Genomic DNA, 21258 nt, shown 5'->3' with positions numbered 1-21258 from the left:
TTGACGTTCACCGAGTTTCATGGTTTTCTCTTAGCGCTAAGACAACACCAGGCGCTCAGAGGGAGCCCGTCATGACCACCACCCACACCGACCCGCACCGTGACTCGGCCACCACCCCGACGGTTTCGCTCAAGCGTTGGCTCGCCGTGATCGCCCTCGCGGTCGGCACGTTCTCCGTGGTGACCGTCGAACAACTCCCGGTCGGCCTGCTGACCTCCGTCGGCGGATCGCTCGGGGTGTCCGAGGGTCTGGCCGGCCTCATGGTCACCGTCCCGGGCCTGGTCGCCGCCGCGACCGCGCCGATACTTCCCGTCCTGATCGGCAGGCTCGACCGCCGGTTGGTCCTGCTCGCCCTGATCACCCTGATGGTCGTGGCCACCCTCGGCTCGGCGTTCGCCCCCAACTTCGCCGTCCTGCTGGTCACCCGGTTCCTGGTCGGCATCGGCATCGGCGGGTTCTGGGCCCTCGCGGCCGGCCTCGCCGTCCGCCTCGTGCCCGAGGCGCACATCCCCCGCGCCGTGGCGATCACCTTCGGCGGCGCCACCGCCGCCAACGTCCTCGGCGTGCCCGCCGGAACACTGATCGGCAACCTCGCCACCTGGCGCGTGGCCTTCCTGTCCGTCGCCGCGCTCGGCCTGCTCGTGATCACCGCGCTGGTCTTCCTGGTCCCGCCGATCCCGGCCGGCGAACCGGTCCGACTGCGCGCCCTGCCCGCCCAGTTCCGCAACCCGGCCGTGCGTACCGGCGTCCTGGCCACCTTCCTCCTGGTCAGCGGCCACTTCGCCGCCTTCACCTTCGTCGGTCCCGTCCTCGAGGACGTCTCCGGGCTGGACAAGGGCATGGTCGGCCCCCTGCTGCTCGGCTTCGGCATCGCCGGCATCGCGGGCAACTTCCTCGCCGGCACCGCCGCGGCCCGCAACCTGCGCGGCACGATCGTGGCGATCAGCGCGGTACTGGCCGGTGTCCTGGCCCTGTTCCCGCTCCTGGGCACCACCCGAATCAGCGGCGCGGCGATGCTCCTGCTGTGGGGCCTGGCCTTCGGCGGTGTGCCGGTGAGCGTACAGACCTGGATCCTGCGCTCCTCGGCCGCCGAGGACACCGAGGCCGCGACCGCCCTCAACACCTCGATGTTCAACCTGGCCATCGCCCTCGGCGCCCTGCTCGGCGGCATCGTGGTCGACGCCATCTCCCCCACCGGCATCCTGCTCTCCGGCGCCGTCCTGACCGCGCTGACCTCCCTGGCCATGTGGCGCACGAGGCGCGACTGAACGCCCGGGAGGGCGGGCGTCGCACGGGGTCGGACCAAGGCGCAAGGGCCCCGCGAAGGCGGCGGCCGGATGGATAACACGAGGGTTAATGGTGGTTGCGTGATCGGCCGTTGTTCGGGGGCGGCGCACCCGCGAATCTTGAGGTGTCGGAAGGAACGGCCCGGCGGACCACCGCGAAAGCCACCGTCCCGACACCCGACACCGCCTCGCCACAAGGGAGTTCACCATGGCCGCCATCGACCACACCCTCGCCGCCGGCTCGACCGCCACGGCCCGCACCCGCACCACCGTCGGCCGCTGGCTCACCGCCGGCGCCGTCGCCAACACCCTCATGGCCGGCACCTACGTCGCCTTCTCCACCGCCGTGATGCCCTGGCTCGGCACCAAGGACGACGCCGACTTCGTGACCACCATGCGGGACATCAACACCGGCATCGAGAACCCCCTGTTCTTCGCCGTCTTCACCGCCGCCATGGCCGCCCCCGCCGTCGCCGCCTGGAAACTCCGCCGACTCGGCGGCGGCACCGCCATGAAGTGGGCCCTCGCCGCCCTCGCCCTCTACACCACCACCGTCCTGACCACCTCCGGCATCAACGTCCCCCTCAACCAGATGCTCGCCCACGCCGGCACCACCGACCCCACCACAACCCGCACCGACTTCGAAACCACCTGGAACATCTGGAACGGCATCCGCGCCGCCCTCTCCACCGCCGCCACCCTCGCCATGATCAAGGCCGTACGCCTGCACCGCCGCTCGGCATGACGCCCGAACCGCTCCGTGGGGTGCGGGTGTGGGGAATGACCTTGGGGGTTCCGGTGATCGGGTCCCGGGCGATGTCGCAGGGAAGGGCGAAGACGTCGTGAACACGTTCGGCGGTCAGGACCGCGTCGGGCGAACCCTCGGCGACGATGCGGCCGGACTTCATCACGATCAGGTTCGAGGCGAAGCGGGCGGCCTGGTCGAGGTCGTGCAGGACGGCCGCGATCGTGCGGCCCTCGCGGTTCAACTCCGCGCACAGCTCCAGGAGTTCGTACTGATGCGCGATGTCCAGGAAGGTGGTCGGCTCGTCGAGCAGGATCACCGGGGTCTGCTGGGCGAGCACCATCGCGATCCACGCACGTTGCCGCTGCCCGCCGGACAGATCGCCCACCGGGGTCTCCGCCAGGTCGGCGAGGCCGGTGCGGTCGAGGGCGAAGGCGATCGCGCGATCGTCGTCCGGGGACCATTGCCGCAGCAGGGTGTGGTGCGGGTGCCGGCCACGCCGGACCAGGCCGCGCACCGTGATGCCCTCGGGGGCGATCGGACTCTGCGGCAACAGCGCCACCTTCCGGGCGAACTCCCGTCCCCGGTAGGCGTGTACGTCCCGACCGGCGAGGTTGATCGTGCCGCCGACGGGACGCAGCACCCGGGCGAACGACTTGAGCAGCGTGGACTTCCCGCAGCCGTTGGGGCCCACGATCACGGTGAGGCCCCCGTCGGGGAGGTCGAGGTCGACGCCCTCGACGACGGGGCTCCGACCGTACGACAGGGTCACGTCGCGGGCGCTGAGCCCGACGGGCGCGGGGGCCGGTTCGGCGGTCACAGTCGACCACTCCTCCACTCGCGGGTCAGCAGGAATCCGAGGTAGGCCCCGCCGAAGGCGAGGGTGTAGATGCCGACGGGAAGCGGTTCGACGTACGGCAGTTGTTGGGCGGCCAGGTCGGCGACGGTCAGCAGCAGCATCCCGACCAGGGTGGAGAGCACCAGGTGCGGGCCGGATCCGCGGGTCGACCGACGGGCGATCTGCGGCGCGGTGAGCGCGATGAAGGCGACCGGGCCGGCCACGGTGACCGCGCCCGCGGACAGCACGATGGCCAGGACCACCCCACAGGTTCGGGCCCGACCGGGGTTGCCGCCGAGCGAGCGGGCCACCTCGTCGCCCATCTCGCCGAGATCCAGGTGCCGGGACAGCACCACGGCCGGGACGGCCACCACCAGCAGGACCAGGCCGATGGTCGCGGCGTCGGCCCAGGATCGGGCCGCGACGCTGCCGTTGACGTACGCGCTCAGCGCACTGGCCTTGTCCCGCTCGACGACGTAGACCACGTATTGGGTGATCGCGGTACCGATCGCGGCCACCCCGATCCCGGCGACGACCAGCCGCCCCGGATCGCGAAAGCCGGTGCCGGTGGCCAGGTGCACCACGCCCATCGCGCCGGTCGCGCCGAGGAGCGCGCCGAGCCACACGGGTGCGCCGCCGGGCATGGCCAGCGCGAAGATCGCCGCACCCGCGCCCGCGCCGCTCGCGAGCCCGATCACATCCGGACTGGCCAGCGGATTGCGGGTGGCCGTCTGGAACAGCGCGCCCGACAGCCCGAACGCGGCTCCCGCACCCAGGCAGACCACGAGCCGCGGCCCGCGCAGCCGGTTCAGGACGAACTTCTCCTTGCCCTCCGCACCGCCGAGGATCGCCGGCAGCAGGTCGCCGGGCGCGATCCCGAGCCGCCCCAGGGTCAGCGTGGCGACGGCCGCCGCGACGGTCAGGACGAGCACGACGATCGCCGCGAGCACGGTGACCCCGCGCACGGGCAGCGCGACCAGGTTCCCGATCCGCAGGTAGCCGCGCGGCCGACGCACCCGCACGGACGTGCCCGCACCGCCTTCGGGTTCGACCTCGACCGTGCTCATGTCGCCACCCGCATCCGCCGTACCGCGATCAGGAGCGCCGGCGCGCCCACGAAGGCCGTGACCACGCCGACCATCAACTCCTGGGGGCGGAGCAGGACCCGTCCCACCACGTCGGCGAGGAGCAGCAGGGCCGGTCCGAGCAGGGCCGAGAAGGCGATCTGTCGCCGGAAGTCGGTGCCGACCATCGCTCGCACGATGTGCGGGACGCCCAGGCCGACGAAGGCGATCGGGCCCACGGCCGCGGTCGCCGCGGCGCTCGCGACGGTGGCCGCGGCCAGACCGCTCGCACGCAGTACGGCCGGGTTGGTGCCGAGCGCGGTGGCCGATTCGTCGCCCAGGGCAAGGGCGTTGAGCCCGGGGCCGAGCAACAGCGCGGCGGCCAGCCCGAGTCCGGCGAGCGGCGACACCGACCAGAACACGTCCCACCCGCGTCCGCCCAGCGCGCCCACGACCCAGTAGCGGTAGCTGTCGAACACCTTGGGCTTGCTGAGCGCGACCGCCTGGATGTACGCGCCGAGCACCGCGGACAACACGGCGCCGGCCAGTACGAGGCGCACGGTGCCACCGCCCGCACCGCCCCCGCCCAGGATGTGCACGAACCCGCCGGCGAGCAGCGCACCGGGCAGCGCCCACCACAGGGCCGCCCAACCGCCGGTCGCGCCGGCGAAGGCGGTGCCGGTCACGATGCCGGCCGCCGCACCCGCGTTGATGCCCAGAAGTCCCGGGTCGGCCAGTGGATTTCGGGTGACGCCCTGCATCAGGGTGCCGGCGACCGCCAGACTCGCGCCGGCGAGTACGCCGAGCGCGGTCCGGGGGTAGCGGCTCTCCACCACCGTGGTCAGGTACGGGTCACCGTGACCGGTGAGCACGTCGACCACGTCCCCGAAGGACGTCGTCCTGCTGCCGAACATCACGCTCGCGAAGAGCGCGACGAGCAGCAGGACCAGGCACCCGATCAGGAGGACGGTGGTCCGCAACACGACGCCGGTGGCCGCGACCGGGCCGGCGTCGGCCGTCGCGGTGTCGATTCCGGAGTCGCCGTCGGGGACTTCGCTGTCGGCTTTCATGCGCGTCGGTTCGGTCGGGGCTACTTGCCGGCCTTGGCGACCGCCGCGTCGATCTGCGGGAGGTAGCGCTGGATGCTCCACGGCACGGTGAGCGGGTTGATCATCGACGACGCGGTGACGAACGGATTGTCGTTGCTCGCCACGACGGCGCCGCGCTTGACCGCCGGTATCGACGCGTAGAGCGGCTGGGCCTCGATCTCCCGGCGCGTCTTGTCGTCGGTGTAGAAGGTGAAGACGACGTCGCTGGCGGCGAGTTTGTCGGCGTTCTCCAGACCGATGACCGCCGAGTCGGTGCCGTCGGTCTCCGGGAAGGTGTTCACGACCGGGTCGACCTTGAGCCCGAGCGAGGAGACCACGGAGACCCGCTGCTCTCCCGGCTTGAAGACGCCGAGCGTGCCGGGGCCGGTCGTGTAGATATAGGAGAAGGTGACGTTCTTGTAGTTCGGCCGGGTCGCCGACGCGTCCGCCAACTGCTGCCTGATCCTGGCCGTCGCCTCCTTGGCCTTGTCCGGCTGACCGAGCGCCCTGCCGACGATGTCGATCTGCTGGTCCCAGTCGGTGCTCCAGGCCTTGTCCGGATACGCGACCGTGGGGGCGATGTCCTTCAGCAGGTCGTACTGCTTCTGTGTGATGCCGGACCAGGGCGCGAGGATGACGTCCGGATCGAGCGCGGCGACGGCCTCGATGTCGAGTTCCTCGCCGCCCTTGAACTGCTTCGGCAGCTTGCCGCCGGACTTGGTGACCGCCTCGTGGATCCACGGCAGATAGCCGGACCCGTCGCTGCCCCACGCGTAGCTCTCGATGCCGACGGGGATCCGCCCCAGCGCGATCGAGGTCTCCGCCGAGCCCTGCCCCAGCGTCACGACCCGCTCGGGTTTCCTGGTGATCGTGGCCGTGCCCAGGGCACTTTTGATGCTGACCGGGAAGGCACCGGGGACGTCGGCGGCGGGCGCACCCGCGGGGCCGGCGGGACGGTCGGCCCCGGCGGACTTGTCGTCCTTGTCGTCCTTCGATCCACAGGCACCCAGCACGAGCGCCATGACAACCGCCGCGACGGGCGCCGCGAATCGGCGGCGAACCCCGCCCTCGAACCGGAGAGACATCGATGACCTCTTTCTTGCCGACCGTACAGTCGGTAACGAATCAACCACGAACCGTCACCAAAGGAGAGCGGTGTAGTACCGCCCGAAAACATCGTGCTTGTTAGGACAGCCTAAGCTAACCTCCCGGCCGCCCTTTATGCACCCTCCCCCCCGAGGCCCGCACCCCGATCGCGGCCCCCCGTGATCCGTAGGCTGGATACCGTGAAGACTCCGCTGCTGCACGAGCGTTTCCCCACGCACGACCCCGATTGGCCGTTCTTCCGTCACCTCCCGCTCGGCGAGCGGCCGACCCCGGTCGGTCGGCTCTCCGGGCTCGCGGACGGCGCGGCCGAGGTGTGGATCAAGGACGAGAGCGGGTTCGGCGATCTCTGGGGCGGCAACAAGGTCCGCAAGTTGGAGTGGGTGATCGCCGCGGCGCTGGGGCGGCGGTCGCCGACCATCCTCACCTTCGGGGCGCTCGGCACCAACCACGGGTTGGCGACGGCGCGGTTCGCCCGCGCACACGGGATCCACGTCGCCCTCGCCCTGGTGGACCAGCCGCTCGACGAGCATGTACTCCTGCGGTCGGAGCAGCTCGAGGCTTCCGGGGCGACGATCCACCGCACGCGCACCAAGGCGCGCACCCACCTCCTGGCGCCGTGGCTGATCCTGCGTCACGGGCGGTTCGTCGGCGGGCGGTTCAGGCCGGCGTACGTCCTGCCGACCGGCGGCTCGTCACCGGTCGGGATGCTCGGGTACGTCGAGTGCGGCCTGGAGATCGCCGCACAGGTCGACGCGGGCGAACTGCCCGAGCCGTCGCATGTCGTGCTCCCGGTCGGCAGCGGAGGTACGGCCGCCGGGCTCGCCCTCGGCCTGCGCCTGGCCGGCCTGCGCACCCGCGTGACGGGAATCGTGGTGAACGACCGACTGCCCCTGGATGCCCGGCGGATCGCCGAGATGGCGAACAGGACCGCGCGGCTGCTGCGCAGACGGACCGGCGACATCAGGGTCACGGACCTGCGTCCCGAGGACGTGACGACGACCCGCGACTGGCTGGGCGCGGGATACGGGCATCCGACACCGGAGGCGGAACGAATCATCCGTGACAGCCGCACGATCGGCGGCCCGGAGCTCGAACCGGTCTACACCGCGAAGGCGTTGGCGGCCCTGCGCGACATGAACGCACGCGGCGATCTCGGCGACGGGGCGGTGCTGTACCTGCACACGCACGGGCCGCGCTGATCCTCCGCCGGCGCGGTGCCGGGTCGTTCGGGGCGGCCGGGCCGGTGTCAGCCGGTGGCGGACGGTGTCGGCGCGGGTACCGTCGACGCCGCCGCGTGGCAGGCGCCGAACCCCTCGGCTCGGGTGCGGATCCGGCCGGCGCCGACGCGGATCGCCGTCTCGGTCGCGTCGCTTACCGCCGACACCCCGGCCGCCGCCGCGACCGCGCCGGATTCGTCGCACACCACCCGCAGCCGCGGCCGGGCCGAGGGCGGGAACGCCCGCCGCAGGCAGTCGCACAACTCGGCGAGGATCAACCGGGCCAGCGGGGTGGTCTCCCGCGGATCCGCGGTCACCATGACCACGGTCACCGCCGCGCCGGGCGGCGTGGCGCGTATCGACTGCTCGGCGGCGGCGAGTCGATGCAGACCCAGGATCGCCACCACGCCGTCGTCGAGCAGATCGGCCGGCGCGGCCCGAACCAGGTCGAACGCCGCCGGCGGCACCCAACGTTCGTCCATCCGATGCGCGGGCGCGACCACGGCCGGCGGCGACCACCAGTCGTCGAGCCGCAGTCCGGCCAACCGCTCGCAGGCCGTGACGATATCGAACGGCTCCACGAACCCCGGTGCCAAGGCGGCCATTTGGCTCGCGCCGTGCAGCGCCGTGAGCACCGTCTCCGCCAACCGCACGCGCCGGGCCGGCGGTGCCCCGGGCACCGTCTCGGGCGGGTCCAGGCTCTCCAGCGCGAGCGCCACCAACAGCGCTTCCAGGTTCATCAGTTGGTGATACGGCAGGCGCATGCGCTCATCGGCCAGGACCTCGGGGATCAGGTCCGAGCCGAGCCGGGCGAGGTCGTGCGGATCGGTGTCGGCGTGCGGCAGCCGGGCCACCCAGGCCCCGGCGAGCGCGCCCAACGCCTCACGCATGGTCGTGCCCGGCGGCGCCGACGCGAACTCGGCCGGGCGTTCCGCGAGTTCGGCCAGGACCGCCAGGTAGAGCGCACGTTTGCCGGGGAAGTTGGAGTAGACGGCGCCTCGGGTGAGCGCGGCGCGTTCGGCGATGGCGTCGATTCGGGCGGCCCGGAAGCCGAATTCGGCGAACTCGGCGCGAGCGGCGGCCAATACCTTGTCCCGCGTGCGCTGTTGCGTCTCCGCCCTGCTCAGCCGGGCCATCGCTCTCCCTGTCCGGACGCCCCCGCCCGAGCGCACCGCCGTTCCCCGACGGTCAAAGTACCGTACTATCCGGATGGTGAGACCATCTGTTGCGACCACTTGACGTGCGCCGGCCGGGTCCGAACACCGGCACGGCGCACATTCGGCCGCGCGCCGGAGGGGACGGGTCCGAGGTCATGGCACGCATCGGCGACGGTGAATTCTTGATGAAGTGCTCCTTCTGCGCGAAGACCCGAAAGCAGGTGCGAAAACTCGTCGCCGGACCCGCCGGCCTGTACATCTGCGACGAATGTGTGGGCCTGTGCAACGAGTTGATCGACGAGGAGCCGGTCCCGGTCCCGGACCACGACGCGCCCCGGAGCGGCGACCTGCCGGTCCCGGCCGAGATCCACCGCTTCCTCGGTCGATACGTGATCGGACAGGAGGCCGCCAAGCGCACGTTGGCGGTCGCCGTCTACAACCACTACAAGCGGGTCCGGGCCGCCGACCACCGGGCCGGCGCGGTCGAGGTGGCCAAGTCCAACGTCCTCCTGCTCGGGCCCACCGGTTGCGGCAAGACCTACCTCGCCCAGACCCTGGCGAAGTTACTCGACGTGCCGTTCGCCATCGCCGACGCGACCACCCTCACCGAGGCCGGCTACGTCGGCGAGGACGTCGAGAACATCCTGCTCAAACTGCTGCGCGCGGCCGACTACGACGTCCCGCGCGCCGAGACCGGCATCGTCTACATCGACGAGATCGACAAGATCGCCCGCAAGGGCGAGAACGCCTCGATCACCCGCGACGTCTCCGGTGAGGGTGTGCAGCAGGCATTGCTGAAGATCCTGGAGGGCACCGTCGCCGCGGTGCCGCCCCAGGGCGGGCGCAAGCACCCCAACCAGGAGTTCATCCACATCGACACGACGAACGTACTGTTCGTCGTGGCCGGCGCGTTCGCCGGACTGGAGCGCATCATCGACGAACGGGTGGGCAGACGCGGCATGGGCTTCGCCGCCGAACCGCCCACCCGACCCACCCGGTCCGCCGTCCCGGAGGGCGACGTGTTCGCCGGCGTCATGCCGGCCGACCTGATCGGGTTCGGCCTCATCCCCGAGTTCGTCGGCCGACTGCCGATCGTCGCGCGGGTGACGAGCCTGGACCGGAGCGCCCTGCTGCGCACGCTCACCGAGCCGAGCAACGCGCTGGTGAAGCAGTATCGGAAGTTGTTCCTGATGGACGACGTCGAACTGGAGTTCAGTCGCGCGGCGCTGGAGGCCATCGTCGACCGGACCATCGTGCGCGGCACCGGCGCCCGGGGACTGCGGGCGATCATGGAGCTCGTCCTGCGTCCGATCATGTACGACATCCCCGGCCGCACGGATGTGGCCAAGGTCGTGATCAACGAGCGCACGGTGACCGAGGGCGTCGAGCCGATCGTGATCCTGCGGCGACCTCCGCACGAGAAGTCCGCGTAGCGGGGGTACGTCGCACCGCACGCCGACCCGGTGGACACGCCGCCCGACGACGCCGACCCGGCCGCCGGCTCCCGACGCGAACCCGGCCGCCGTCCGAGTGCTCAGCCGTGCGTGTGCCGACGCTCGTGTTCCGCCCGCCAGGCGTCCGTGGCCACGCCGGACATCACGATCATCACGATGTCCTCGGCCAGCGTGTCGGTGATCGGGAGGTGGCCGAACAGCGCCCGGTAGTAGGTGGTGGAGGCCAGCAGGTCCAGGAGCAGGTCCAGATCCGTGTCCGGCCTGATGTCGCCGCGCGCGATCCCCCGCCGCAGCGCCTCGGTCGTGGTGGCGCGGCGCGGATCGAACAGTCGGGCGAAGAACGTCTCGGCCAGCGCCGGATCGGCGGCCAGGTCCGCGACGAGGGCCGGCCACACCCGCCGTGTGCCCGGTCCGGCGAAGGCCGTGGTGAGGGTGGCGATCCCGACGATCAGATCGCAGTGCGTGCATCCCGTGTCGGGCGTGGGAGCCTCGCCCATCGCGGTCACCAGGGCGTCGATCACCAGGTGCCGGCGGGACGGCCAGCGGCGGCGGATCGCCGGTTTGGTGGTGCCCGCCCGCACCGCGACGCCTTCGAGGGTGAAGTCGGCGTAGCCGCCCTCTTCGAGCAATCGCATGGTGGCCGCGAGGACCGCCTCGTCGATGCGGTGGTCGCGGGGACGACCGCGACCGGTCGTGATCGGTCGGACATCGGAGGTGGCCATGGTCACGAGTATAGATCGGGTCTAATATCGTTCTGTTCCGGAACGGAACATAAATAGGAATCGACCCGGGAGCCGACCTTGGCAGCCGAACGGCAACGCGAACTCGAACCGCACCCCCACCCGGACCCGGACCCGCGCCAGGACCCCGCCCCGGACCCCGCGGATCTCGACGGGAAGCGCGCCCCCGAACCCCCCGGCGAGGCCGGCCCTCCCCCGAGGCCCCCGGGTCGTGCCGGGGTCTGGGACCGGGACCACCGCGCGTTGTCCCTGGGCCTGCTGATCTCGGTGGGTCTGGTCGCCTTCGAGGCGATGGGCGTCGTCGCGATCATGCCCCGCATCGCCCGCCGCCTCGACGGTCTGGATTCGTACGGCTGGGGCCTGTCCGCGTTGATGCTGGCCGGTGTGCTCGGCGCGGTCGTCGCGGGCGGGGCGGGCGACCGGCTCGGCCCCCGGCGCCCTCTGGCGGCGGCCCTCGCGCTCCTCGCCGCAGGCTGCGTACTGGCCGGGGTCGCGCCCACCTGGTGGGTCTTCGTCGTCGGTCGATTCGTCCAGGGCCTGGGCGTCGGCGCCGTGATGGGCCTGGCGTACCTGGTGATCGGCCTGGTCTACCCGGACCACCTGCGGGCCCGCATGGTCGCGCTGACCTCCTCCGCCTGGACCCTGCCCGCGCTGGTCGGCCCCGTCGTGGCCGGTGCGCTGGCCGATCGGCTCTCGTGGCGCGCGCTGTTCCTGCTGCTGCCGATTCCGGTCGTACTCGCGGCCGTGCTCGCCCTGCCCGCGCTGCACGGGTTGGGCGGATCCGGGAGCGAACCGGCGAAGACCGCGGGCGGGGCCGGCGACGCGGCGCGGGGGCGCGGACTGCGGCGGCTGCCCGATCTCACCCTGAGCCTGGCGCTCGCGGCCGGGACCGGGGTGATGATCGCGGCGTTCGAGTTCACGGCGTTGATCCCGGTGATCGTGCTCGCGGTACCGGGCGCGGTCGTCGCCGTGCTCGCCTATCGGGCCCTGACCCCGCCGGGCACCATCCGTGCCGGGCGCGGGCTGCCGGCGGGCGTGGCCATGCGCTGGCTGCTGGCGGGGGCCTACTTCGGCGCCGACACCTTCCTGCCGCTCGGGCTGACCGAGTTGCGCGGACTGGGCACCATCGAGGCCGGCCTGGGACTGTCGGCGGGCGCGCTGACCTGGGTCGCCGGATCGGCCCTGCAAGCCCGCTGGGACGACCGGCACGGTGCCCGGCTGCGCCCGACCCACGCCGTGCTCGGCAGCATCGTGTTGTGCGGGGGCATCGCGCTGTTGGCCGGCGCCGTCCTGGTGGACACGATCCCGCCGCTGGTGGCCGTACTGGGCTGGGCGATCGGCGGGTTCGGCATGGGCGTGGCGTACAACGCTTCGTCGGCCGCCGTGCTCGCCCAGGCGCCGGCGGACCAACAGGGCCGCACCGGTGCGGCGTTGCAGCTGTCCCAGACGTTCGCCGTCGCCGTGCTCAGCGGCCTCGGCGGCGGCGCGGTCGCCCTCGCCCACGCGCACGGCGCGGGCCTGGGTACCGCCCTCGGCGTCACGTTCGGGCTCACCGCCCTGCTCGCGCTGATCGCCGTCCCGACGGCGCTGCGGATCCGGACGCCGGCGGACCGCGCCGCGCGTTGAGCGTCCGGACCGCCGGCGGGCGGCGGTTCGGCGCCGAGCGTGCCCGCTCACGCTCGGCGCCGAACCGGGCCCTCGAAGGGGTGACGGTCAGCGCGCCGGCAGGTCGAAGTTCCAGCCCTTGGCCTTGAATTCGGGGATCAGCCGGTCCACCGCGTCCACGGTCTGCTGCCGGTCGCCGCCCGCGTCGTGGAGGGTGACCACCCCGGTCGGGGTGATGCCGTCCCGCAGTCGCTGGAGCAGCACGTCGGTGCCGGGCAGTTCCCAGTCGCCGGGCATCAGGGTCCAACTCAGCGGACGCAGGCCGAGGTTCGCGGCGACGGCCGGCGACTGGCCCCAGTTGCCGTACGGCGCCCGGAAGTACGGGATCTCCACACCGGGTACGGCGGCGCGGATTTGGGCGTCGGTCTGCTTGATGTCGGCCTCGATCTCGGCCGGGGAGACCGCGGTGAGGTCGCGGTGGCGGTAGGTGTGGTTGCACAGGGTGTGGCCGTCGGCGACGATCGCGCGCACCTGCGCCTGCTGCCACTCGACCTGCTCGCCGACCAGGCAGAACACCGCCTTGACCTGGTGCTTCCTCAGCACCTGGAGCAGTTGGGGGGTGTACTGCGGGCTGGGCCCGTCGTCGAAGGTGAGCGCCACCTGGTTGCCGGGGTGGGCGGTCGTGGTGACCAGGGCCGGGCTCACCGGCCCGGCGGCGGGGGCCGCCGTGGCGGCCGGGGAGCCGATCCAGGCCGTGGCCACGCACACGAGTAACGCGGTGAGGATCGCCAGGCGGCGACGGCGTGCTCGGGGGTGACCGGTGTGAAGGCTACGCATCGCGGGTCGTTCCTTTCGGTGGAGCGTGGATCGTCGTGCAGTGACGTTTTTTCCGGCCGGGATATCACCGCGGCGGAATGGGGAAGCCGCACGGGAGCGGAATTGACGGAATGAACCGTCCGTGAACGGAATCCATCCGGAACACGCACACGGCAGAGCCTTTCGGTTCCGACACCGACGGCCCGGATCCAGCGTAGCTGTATGTGTTCGATCTCTGACTGTGCGGTATTCCACCTGCTCACGGACTTGACCAGCCGATCACACATCGCTCATAATCGTGCACGACCGAACATTCATCGACCGTATCGATCACCAAGAGAAACGTTTCCTCGATATTTCTCCAAGAAATCAAAAAGCGAAATACCCCCGAAAAGACGAAACGGCGCCCCCTCCGAAGAGAGCGCGCCGAATACGCTGACGACCGATCAGATTCCGAAGGGGCCGGCGTAGTGGACGGTCCCGCCGGGCAGCGGCTCGTCGGCGTCCAGCGTCAGCGCCATCAGGGCGTCGTCCGGGACCTCGACGGTCAGGCCGATGCCGTACGCCGACGCGCGGGTGAAACCGAACCTCGGGTAGTACTCCGGGTGCCCCAGGACGACCACGTGCCGCTCGCCCGACTCCTTCGCCGCCGCGAGCGCCGCACGCACGACCGCCGACCCGGCGCCGGTCTTGTGGTGTTCGGGCAACACCGCCACCGGCGCCAGGCACAGCGCCGGCCGGTCGTCGATGTGGCAGCGGGTGAGCAGCGCGTGCGCCACCGGCCGGTCGTCGTCGGCGACGGCGACCACGGACAGGCCCGGGATCCAGGCCGGGTCGCTCCGCAGCGCGTCCACGAGGTCGGCTTCGGCGGGTGACCCGAACGCGGCCCGCACGATGGCGCGGACCGCGGGAATGTCGGCGTCGGTCTCGACGCGTGTGCTCCAGGTGATGCTCATGACGAACAGCGAATCACACGCGCCGCGCCGAAGACCTTCCGGGACGGGCGGCCGCCCCCCACCGTCGCGGCCGCCCGTCCCCTCATCCCCTGCTGGTGATCCGGTTGCTCAGCCCGTTGTCGCTGATCTGCGGCACGCTGCCGTCCGGCTTCACGCCGTACATCACCAGGTGGTTCGTGCCGGAGACGGTGATCCTGTCGAACCAGGCCACCTCGATGCTGTCGCCATCGCCGCCCGTCACGGTCAGGCTCTTGCAGAAGCCGGTGAGCGTGAGGGCGATCGTGGTGCCCTCGATCCGCACGTCACGGCCGGTGCAGTCGGTGGTCGGCTTCGCGCCGCTGCCGGAGATCACGATCGTGTCGTTCCCCTTCGGCGTGATCGGCGCGGCCGGCGTCGAGGGGTCGGCCTTGCCGGTCTTCGGCGCCACCGGCGTGGTCGGCGTGCTCGGCGTGGTCGAGGCGCTCGGCCGCTCGCTCGCCGAGGTCGGCGCCGGCGTACCGGTGCTCTGGGCGGTGGTGGCGGGCGCGGCCTTGTCCTTCTTCTCCACGCCCGCCTCGCAGGCGGTGGCGCCGACGACGACACCGGCGGTCAGCACGATCGCGGGCAGCACAGTACGAATACGCATCCGAGTTCTCTCCCCCATGTGGAAAGGCCGGTTCCGAGGGCCGGTTCGGCCTGTGCCCACCACGTTAGGGAACGGCTGTCGCAGCGGTGTGGCAGCCGTCCACCAGGTCTGCGACACGGATGCCCGGTTCCGACACACCCTCACGACGTGGGCAGCCGAAGGCGCACCACGGTGCCCGACTCGGGCAGGCTGCGCAGTTCGGTACGACCGCCGTGGCGCAGCACGACGGCCTGTACCAGGGCCAGCCCCAGGCCGCTGCCCGGGGTGCCGCGCGCGTCGCTGCCTCGGACCAACTCCTCCCACACGGTGGGCAGTTCGTCGGCGCGAATGCCGCGTCCGGTGTCCGCGACCTCGACCACCACGTAGCCGTCCTCCTCGAACGCGCGCAGTTCGATCGCGCAGCCCGGGTCGCTGTACTTGACCGCGTTGCCGACCAGGTTCTCCAACGCCAGTTCGAGCAGGTCGGGGTCGCCGGCCAGGGTCGGCAGCGGCCACGGCACACGCGGCACCGAGACGGTGATCCGCCGGTCGGCGCCGCCGGGCAGGTCGCGGCCGGTCTCGCCGGCGGCGTCGAGCAGTACGGCCACGTCCACCGCCAGCCGCTCCAGCGGGCGGGATTCGATGTCGGCGAGCTTGCGCAGATCGCCGGTGATCCGGGCGAGCCGGGCGACCTGCTCCCCCACGCCGGCGAGCGGACCGTCGGGACCCGTGTCCCCGTCGGCGGCGAGATTCGCCAGGCCCAGGCGCATCGCGGTGAGCGGATTCTTCAGCTCGTGGTCCAACCGGCGCAGGAAGCGGTGGTGTTCGGCCGCCGCCGCGGCGCGGGCGCGCGCCGCGGCCTCGGCGACCCGCCGGCGCGCCACGACGACGGCCGCGGTGGCGCCGGCGGCGAGCAGACCGAGCACCGCCACCCCCAGGGCGGGGGCGAAGCGCACGTAGACGCGCAGGTCGTCGGCGAAGACGGCGGCGGCCGTCACGGCGGCCGGGTAGGCCACCGCCGCCGCGCCGAGCAGGACGATCCGGCGGCGGCGGCTCACTCGGCCGCCTCGACACGCGCGACGAACCGGTATCCCTCGCCGGTGACCGTCTCGATCCAGCGCGGCGCCGCGGTGTCGTCGCCGAGCACCCGTCGCAGTTCCGCCACCCGGTTGTCCACCGCCCGCGTCGTGCTGGCCGATTCCCACCCCCACAGCACCTCCATCAGCCTTTCGCGGGAGAGCAGTTCGTCGGGATGGGTGACCAGGTAGTCCAGCAGCGCGCCGGCTTTGGGGGTGAGCGTCAACTCCCGCTCGCCCAGCCAGGCCCGGCGGGCGGTCCGGTCCACCCGCAATTCGCCGGCCCGGAGCGTGCGCGCGCCGGCGAGGGGTGGCAGGCCGCGGCCGGAGCGGCGCAACAACGCCCGCATGCGGGCCACCAGTTCGTACGGATCGAACGGTTTGTTGAGGTAGTCGTCGGCCCCTTCCTCCAGGGCCATGGCACGCTCGGTGGACTCGCCGACCTGGGTCAGCAGGATGACCGGGATCCACGCGCCGGAGCGCCGGATGCGGCGCAACACCTCACGCCCGTCGAGGAGCGGCATCAGCACGTCCAGGACGATGACGTCCGGGGCCGGTGCGGCGCCGGCGGCGGTGAGCGCCGCCGCGCCGTCGTGCACGATCCGGACGTCGAATCCGGAGCGTTCCAACAGCGGCCCCAGTTGCGCGGTGATGGCGACGTCGTCGTCGGCCAGCAGCACCGCGGGCCGCTTCGTCTCGTCCACTGTCACCGTGCCCACCCCCGTGTCCGGGACGAGGATAGGGGACGCGGTGGCACGTGCGACGGGATTCCGGTGGTCGTGGGCCACGCACGCCGGGGCGGCGGCCGACGCGGTTCAGGAGCGGCGCAGCACGGTGTAGGCGAGGCCGACGAGCATGCCGCCGACGACACAGACGGCGATCCCGACCCGGGTGTCGATCAGGAAGCCGACCACGATGGCGACGGCGTAGATCATCGGGACGGCGGCACGGACGTTGCGGGTCATGGCGATCCCTCAGTGGCGCGCGGGCTCGACGGCCTCGGCGGGGGTGGCGACGGCGGTGGTCGTGCAGTCGTGGATCGGGCGTCCGCTGCCGTGCCAGACCGACAGGGCGTAGGGGCTGAACGGGTAATGGGTGCGAAACGCCGGGACGGTGACGGTGCCGCGGACCACGCCCGCTCCGAGGTCGTCGGCGCTCCCCTCGCCGGCCGCCTCGGGCACGTCGCCGTATTCGCGCAGGATCGCCCACAGCGCGGCGGGCACCGCGAACTCGTGTGTCTCGGCCACCTGGTGGATGCCGGCCCGGAAGACCGAGGCGGCGGCGAGGTCGAGTTCGATCACCGCGTCCAGGTCGGCCCGGTCGGGCAGCGCGGCGGCGCCCAGGTGTTCGTACAGCACGTCGACGGCGGCGTGCGCGTGCCGGCGGGCACGCTCGGGGGTGCGCACCATCCGGTGCAGGATCGCCTGGTAGTGCACCTCCTCGTGGATCGGCTCGGTGCCCAGTTCGGCGTACAGCGCCTCGCGCGGGAAACGGTCCGGCTCGCGCCACGAGCGGGTGTAGTCGGCGTACCAGAAGGCGGCGATGGGGTCCGGGCCGCCCGCGCGCAGGTGTTCGCCGAGCGTGGCGACCAGGTCGACGGTCCGGGCGCCGGCGGCCCGGGCCAGCACCCGCAGCGTGCAGCGGAGCAGGCATTTGTGGAACAGCGTGAGCGGGATGCGCAGTTCCATGCCGCGCAGCCAGTCGGCGAAGTCCATCCGGGAGTGGCCGGTGACCACGTCGGCGATCAGGTCGGTGTTGCCGGGATCGCACGGCATGCGGCGGGTGATCAGCGCGTGCTCGTCGCGGAAGCGCGCGTGGGTGTAGTCGGTGTTGTTCAGCAGCAGGAGCGGATACACCACCGGCGACCCGCCGGAGGCGACCGCCTCCTCGACGCCGTCCAGGTGAGTGGCCAGTGATTCGCCGGGCATGCCCCAGATCAGATCGGTGTAGGTGGGGATCCCGCGATCGCGGAACTGCCGTTGCATGCGCCGGTAGTTGTCCACCCGGATGTTGGTCCGGTTGGCGAGCCGCAACACCTCGGCGTCGAAGGACTGCGCCGACAGCGTGATCGCGCCGGTCAGGCCGGCGCGGTGCAGGATCGAGGCGATCTCGACCACGCGACCGTTGGTGTTCTTGGCCCAGTTGGTCATCACGAGCAGCCGTTTGCGCCGGCTCGCGCACAACTCGACCAGGAGCCGGGCGATCTCGGTGTCGCGCGGCAGGATGCCGAAGTTGGCGTCGGCGATGAACAGTTGGGTGCCGTTGCCGGCGTGTGCGACGATCCGTTCCAGTTCGGCCCGGATGCGATCCAGGGAGTACTGACGCACCTTGGAGTTGGTGGCGCCGCCCCAGTAGCAGAACGCGCAGGAGTACGGGCAGCCGCGGTTGGTCTCGTAGACGATCATGCGCGAGGCGGCCAGGTCCTCGTCCGACCACACCTCGGGGTCGAGCAGCGGCGACGGCAGCGCGTCCAGGTCGGTCACCCGCGGCGCTTCGGCGGTGTCGACCGGCGCGCCGTCGGGGCCGCGCAGGCTGATCCCGGGCACCTCGGCCAGCGCGGCCCGCAGCGCGGGGTCGGTGAGCGCGGCGTCGGGGTGCGCGACGAAGTGGCGCAGCAGGTCCCGGAAGCGCAACTCCCCTTCGCCGTGCACCAGTACGTCCACCCACGGCGCCTCGGCGAACAGCGCGCGCTGCTGGTGGGTGACGTCGTTGCCGCCGACCACGACCCGACAGCGCGGCCAGCGTTCCCGGACCCGGCGGGCCAGTTCCAGGGTGCGTGCCCGGTTCCAGAAGTAGACGGTGAAGGCGATCACGAGCGGGTCGTCGAGCCGGTCCAGGACCGCGTGCGCGACGCGGTCCCGATCGGCGGCGCCGCGCTGGAGGTGTACGTGCTTGTGGAAGGTCACCGCGGCGGCCAGCTCCGGGTCCGCCCGGGCCGCCGCGTGCAGTTGGCCGAGCACGGCGCTGTAGCGCACCCCCGGCATCACGGTCAGCTCGACCAGGTGGACCTCACGGCGGCGGGCCGGTGCGGCGGGCGACGACATCCGGGGTCCTCTCTGCGGCGTGGTGGACGGGGGTTCGCCGAGGCGCGCGGGGCGGGGGTTCGCGGACCGGGTCGGGGCTCAGCCGGCCGCGACCGACAGGGCGTAGTCGCCGTAGGCGATCAGCTGCACGCCGGTACCCGGTGCCGAGGCGGGTGGGATGTGGCTGAGCGAGACGATGAGGCGGGTGACCACGTACTGCGCCGCCCGGGTCCCCTCGGGGCTGCCGGCCAGCGCGGCCTCACGGCTGCCCGCGTCCAGAGGCACACCGTCCTTGCCGCCCGAGGAGGTCATCGTGTCCCGGACCTGGACGGCGGTGAAGGCGAGCACGCCGCCGTCGCGGGTGCGCAGCAGATACGTCGGGTATCGGGGTCCGTCGGGCACGATGGCGCGCTCCAGGATGCCGCCCTTGGCGCGCAGGGCCTGGACGCCGGCGGTCCACCCGCCGGTGAGTTGTCCGGTGAGCGTCTTGGTGGGCGACAGCGGCACCTTGGGGTCGCGCTTGCCCTGGGCGTAGTCCTGGTAGGCGCGGCCGAGGGCGGCGGGGTCGGCGAGCAGTCCGGCGCCGTCGGTGACCGCGGGAGCACCGCCGGCGGCGTCCTGGTCCAGGTCCGGGATCTCCGAACGGTCGGTGACGAACGGGTAGTAGGCGACCTTCCACGACGCGCCGTCGTGCTCCTGGACGAACAGCAGGTATTTGGGCGACGGGGAGACCGTGTCGGATTGCAGCAGTTGGGTGATCGCCACGAAGAACTTCGGATACCCGCTCTGGCGCGGGAAGACGAAGCGCGGATGCACGTATCCCGTCGTCGGCACCGCAACCGCCTGGGTCTTGGCCACCTGGAGGCCCGCCTTGCTGCCGGTGGAGGCGGGCGGCATCTCGATCGCGTCGACCCCGGCCGGGTCCAGGCCGGTGTTGATCCGCGTGTTGGCCGCGGAATACTCCTGGAGCAGGCGGGTGGCCTGTTCCACCCCCACCGGGGGCGCGTCGGCCCGGGGCGCCGCGGGCTTGGGGTCGGCGGTGCCCTCCCCGCATCCGGCCAGTGCGGCGCCGGCCACGAGCAGGGCGCAGGCGAGCGTGGCCGCCCGGCGGCGAACGGCCGAAGTCGCCCGGCGGCGGGGGCCGACGGGCGGGTGGGTCACGCGTGCCCCGAAGGGGTGCGGTGCGCGCGCGTCCGGCGCGGTCGGTCCGGGCATGGGTCTCCACCTCGGGTCAGTGGCCGGTCGAATTCCGGGGCGAGTTCCGGGGCGACGGCACGCCCCGGGCCGGTCCGTGGGGCGGCTCCGGTGTCGCGGGAGGACGGGGGCCTCCCGCGCACCGGGGCCGTCGGGCCGGGTCGATCAGGTGCTGGTGCAGCACGGTGAGCAGGAGCAGCTGTACGCGTCGCCACCCGCCACCGAGTCGAGATCAGCCTCGGACAGCTCGCGCGTCTCCAGCAACGGCGAGTCCAGGACCCACAGTTCGTATCGACCGGTCTTCATGCCCTCGGCCCAGGCGTGCACCTGCGCCTCGAGGTCGGGTTCCCCTCCGGCCTCACGCGTGATGCGCACCGTGGCCCCTGCGGGCAGTTCGAAGCCCATCTCCGCGAGGGCGGCTCGCGGGTCCGATTCCAACCGGGCCGCGTACTCGTCGTCCGACCACGCCGCGGTCAACACCTTGGCGTAGAAACTGACGAACGCGGCCCTTTCCCTGGGCTCCATGAGCCGTCCTCTCCCTGCGCCGTGCCGCGGCGCGCCGTCAGGTGCAGCAGCAGCACGGGGAACAGCAGCAGCAGTACGTGGTGTCGTCGCGCGTCTCGATGGTGCCGCCGGCGACCGATTCGAGGTCGGCCTCGGACAGTTCGCGCAGCTCGATCTGCGGCGAGTTGGGCACGCGCAGCTCGTACGTGCCGGACACGGTGCCGGCCTCCCACAGGGTGACCTGGCCGTCGAGGTCGGGCTCGCCCTCGACGTTGCGGATGATGCGCACCGAGGCGCCGGCGGGCAGTTCGAGGCCGTGTTCGGCGAGCGCGGCACGCGGGTCGTTCTCCAGCCGGCTCGCGAACTCGTCGTCCGACCAGGCGGCGGTGAGCACCTTCGTGTAGGACCTGACGAACGCGGCCCTGTCCCTGGGCTCCATCTGAGTCTCCCTCGTTGGTCCGACTTCGGGATCTGCAGCGAATTCCGCCCGTTCGGCCTCGGATTCACCTCGGATTCGAGGCACGTTCGGATCGGGTCCGGATCGGTTCGGCTGCAATACCGGAAGCATGCGGAGCACGCCGAGGAACCGTCAATGCCCGAATCCATAATTGCCGGATCCCATGATTTCGGCATCCCTCCCCCAAGCCCTGCGCCCCACCTCCCGTACCCCAACACCGCCTGCCGGCAGGACAATCGGGGTACCCCCCAACGTTAGGCGGGTACCTCCGATAGAACTCACGCGGGCACCCCCCTGGCTCAATACGAACACACCGGAGAAACAGCG

The 21258-nt window shown here is 72.0% G+C and carries 21 protein-coding genes; 5 read left to right on the top strand and 16 right to left on the bottom strand.

The window, feature by feature from the left end; genetic code table 11:
• The first annotated feature begins 71 nt into the window (after nt 1-71).
• Nucleotides 72-1268 (top strand): MFS transporter, encoded by a 1197-nt coding sequence (locus tag EMA17_RS30835; RefSeq protein ID WP_126640438.1) that lies wholly within the window; start codon nt 72-74, stop codon nt 1266-1268.
• A 226-nt stretch (nt 1269-1494) separates the two neighbouring features.
• Nucleotides 1495-2031, top strand: a complete 537-nt coding sequence (locus EMA17_RS30830) for an anthrone oxygenase family protein (RefSeq protein WP_126640437.1) — start codon at nt 1495-1497, stop codon at nt 2029-2031.
• On the opposite strand, the gene EMA17_RS30825 is transcribed toward EMA17_RS30830, so the two are convergent.
• The 4 genes from EMA17_RS30825 to EMA17_RS30810 are packed head-to-tail and all read right to left on the bottom strand — an operon-like array spanning nt 1997 to nt 6106.
• Complete coding sequence (locus tag EMA17_RS30825) at nt 1997-2851, bottom strand: ABC transporter ATP-binding protein (protein ID WP_170222271.1); 855 nt, start codon at nt 2849-2851, stop codon at nt 1997-1999. The two genes, EMA17_RS30830 and EMA17_RS30825, sit on opposite strands and share 35 nt — an antisense overlap.
• The gene (locus EMA17_RS30820; RefSeq protein WP_126640436.1) at nt 2848-3936 is read right to left on the bottom strand and encodes a FecCD family ABC transporter permease; all 1089 of its coding nucleotides are present in this window, start codon (nt 3934-3936) and stop codon (nt 2848-2850) included. Before EMA17_RS30820 ends, EMA17_RS30825 begins: the two co-directional genes overlap by 4 nt.
• Nucleotides 3933-5003 (bottom strand): FecCD family ABC transporter permease, encoded by a 1071-nt coding sequence (locus EMA17_RS30815; RefSeq protein ID WP_126640435.1) that lies wholly within the window; start codon nt 5001-5003, stop codon nt 3933-3935. Before EMA17_RS30815 ends, EMA17_RS30820 begins: the two co-directional genes overlap by 4 nt.
• A 20-nt stretch (nt 5004-5023) precedes the next feature.
• Nucleotides 5024-6106 (bottom strand): iron-siderophore ABC transporter substrate-binding protein, encoded by a 1083-nt coding sequence (locus EMA17_RS30810; protein WP_126640434.1) that lies wholly within the window; start codon nt 6104-6106, stop codon nt 5024-5026.
• A 201-nt stretch (nt 6107-6307) separates the two neighbouring features.
• On the opposite strand from EMA17_RS30810, the gene EMA17_RS30805 reads away from it, so the two are divergent.
• The gene (locus EMA17_RS30805; RefSeq protein ID WP_246127003.1) at nt 6308-7327 is read left to right on the top strand and encodes a 1-aminocyclopropane-1-carboxylate deaminase/D-cysteine desulfhydrase; all 1020 of its coding nucleotides are present in this window, start codon (nt 6308-6310) and stop codon (nt 7325-7327) included.
• 47 nt (nt 7328-7374) lie between these two features.
• Here the strand turns inward: EMA17_RS30805 and EMA17_RS30800 are convergent, their stop codons facing one another.
• A complete protein-coding gene (locus tag EMA17_RS30800; RefSeq protein ID WP_126640433.1) occupies nt 7375-8481 on the bottom strand; it encodes a TetR/AcrR family transcriptional regulator in 1107 nt (368 codons plus the stop codon).
• A 176-nt stretch (nt 8482-8657) separates the two neighbouring features.
• On the opposite strand from EMA17_RS30800, the gene clpX reads away from it, so the two are divergent.
• Nucleotides 8658-9935, top strand: a complete 1278-nt coding sequence (gene clpX / locus EMA17_RS30795; protein WP_126640432.1) for an ATP-dependent Clp protease ATP-binding subunit ClpX — start codon at nt 8658-8660, stop codon at nt 9933-9935.
• A 101-nt stretch (nt 9936-10036) separates the two neighbouring features.
• Here clpX and EMA17_RS30790 read toward each other — a convergent pair whose 3' ends face one another.
• A complete protein-coding gene (locus EMA17_RS30790) occupies nt 10037-10678 on the bottom strand; it encodes a TetR/AcrR family transcriptional regulator (RefSeq protein WP_126640431.1) in 642 nt (213 codons plus the stop codon).
• A 78-nt stretch (nt 10679-10756) separates the two neighbouring features.
• Between EMA17_RS30790 and EMA17_RS30785 the strand changes: the two genes are divergently transcribed.
• Nucleotides 10757-12322, top strand: a complete 1566-nt coding sequence (locus EMA17_RS30785) for an MFS transporter (RefSeq protein WP_246127002.1) — start codon at nt 10757-10759, stop codon at nt 12320-12322.
• Nucleotides 12323-12409: 87 nt separating this feature from the next.
• Here EMA17_RS30785 and EMA17_RS30780 read toward each other — a convergent pair whose 3' ends face one another.
• From EMA17_RS30780 to EMA17_RS30740, 10 genes are all read right to left on the bottom strand, one after another.
• The gene (locus tag EMA17_RS30780) at nt 12410-13138 is read right to left on the bottom strand and encodes a polysaccharide deacetylase family protein (RefSeq protein WP_126640430.1); all 729 of its coding nucleotides are present in this window, start codon (nt 13136-13138) and stop codon (nt 12410-12412) included.
• Nucleotides 13139-13563: 425 nt separating this feature from the next.
• Nucleotides 13564-14073 (bottom strand): GNAT family N-acetyltransferase, encoded by a 510-nt coding sequence (locus tag EMA17_RS30775; protein ID WP_126640429.1) that lies wholly within the window; start codon nt 14071-14073, stop codon nt 13564-13566.
• Between the two features lie 82 nt (nt 14074-14155).
• Nucleotides 14156-14698, bottom strand: a complete 543-nt coding sequence (locus tag EMA17_RS30770) for a DUF3060 domain-containing protein (RefSeq protein WP_160161623.1) — start codon at nt 14696-14698, stop codon at nt 14156-14158.
• 140 nt (nt 14699-14838) lie between these two features.
• Nucleotides 14839-15735: a sensor histidine kinase gene (locus EMA17_RS30765; protein ID WP_126640427.1), complete on the bottom strand. Its 897-nt coding sequence runs from the start codon at nt 15733-15735 to the stop codon at nt 14839-14841.
• Nucleotides 15732-16463, bottom strand: coding sequence for a response regulator transcription factor (locus tag EMA17_RS30760; protein ID WP_246127001.1), 732 nt, complete (start codon nt 16461-16463; stop codon nt 15732-15734). The genes EMA17_RS30765 and EMA17_RS30760 overlap by 4 nt, the downstream gene beginning before the upstream one ends.
• A gap of 105 nt (nt 16464-16568) precedes the next feature.
• Nucleotides 16569-16718, bottom strand: a complete 150-nt coding sequence (locus EMA17_RS52030) for a hypothetical protein (RefSeq protein ID WP_160161622.1) — start codon at nt 16716-16718, stop codon at nt 16569-16571.
• Between the two features lie 9 nt (nt 16719-16727).
• The gene (locus EMA17_RS30755; protein WP_126640426.1) at nt 16728-18797 is read right to left on the bottom strand and encodes a B12-binding domain-containing radical SAM protein; all 2070 of its coding nucleotides are present in this window, start codon (nt 18795-18797) and stop codon (nt 16728-16730) included.
• Between the two features lie 78 nt (nt 18798-18875).
• Entirely contained in the window at nt 18876-19991 is a 1116-nt protein-coding gene (locus EMA17_RS30750; protein WP_126640425.1) for a DUF8094 domain-containing protein, read from the bottom strand.
• A 144-nt stretch (nt 19992-20135) separates the two neighbouring features.
• Nucleotides 20136-20495, bottom strand: coding sequence for a hypothetical protein (locus tag EMA17_RS30745; protein WP_126640424.1), 360 nt, complete (start codon nt 20493-20495; stop codon nt 20136-20138).
• A 37-nt stretch (nt 20496-20532) separates the two neighbouring features.
• Nucleotides 20533-20913: a hypothetical protein gene (locus EMA17_RS30740; protein ID WP_126640423.1), complete on the bottom strand. Its 381-nt coding sequence runs from the start codon at nt 20911-20913 to the stop codon at nt 20533-20535.
• Between the last annotated feature and the right edge of the window lie 345 nt (nt 20914-21258).

It is taken from the genome of Embleya hyalina (genome assembly GCF_003967355.1).
Taxonomy (GTDB): Bacteria; Actinomycetota; Actinomycetes; order Streptomycetales; family Streptomycetaceae; genus Embleya; species Embleya hyalina.
This window is presented reverse-complemented; position numbering and strand designations above follow the sequence as displayed.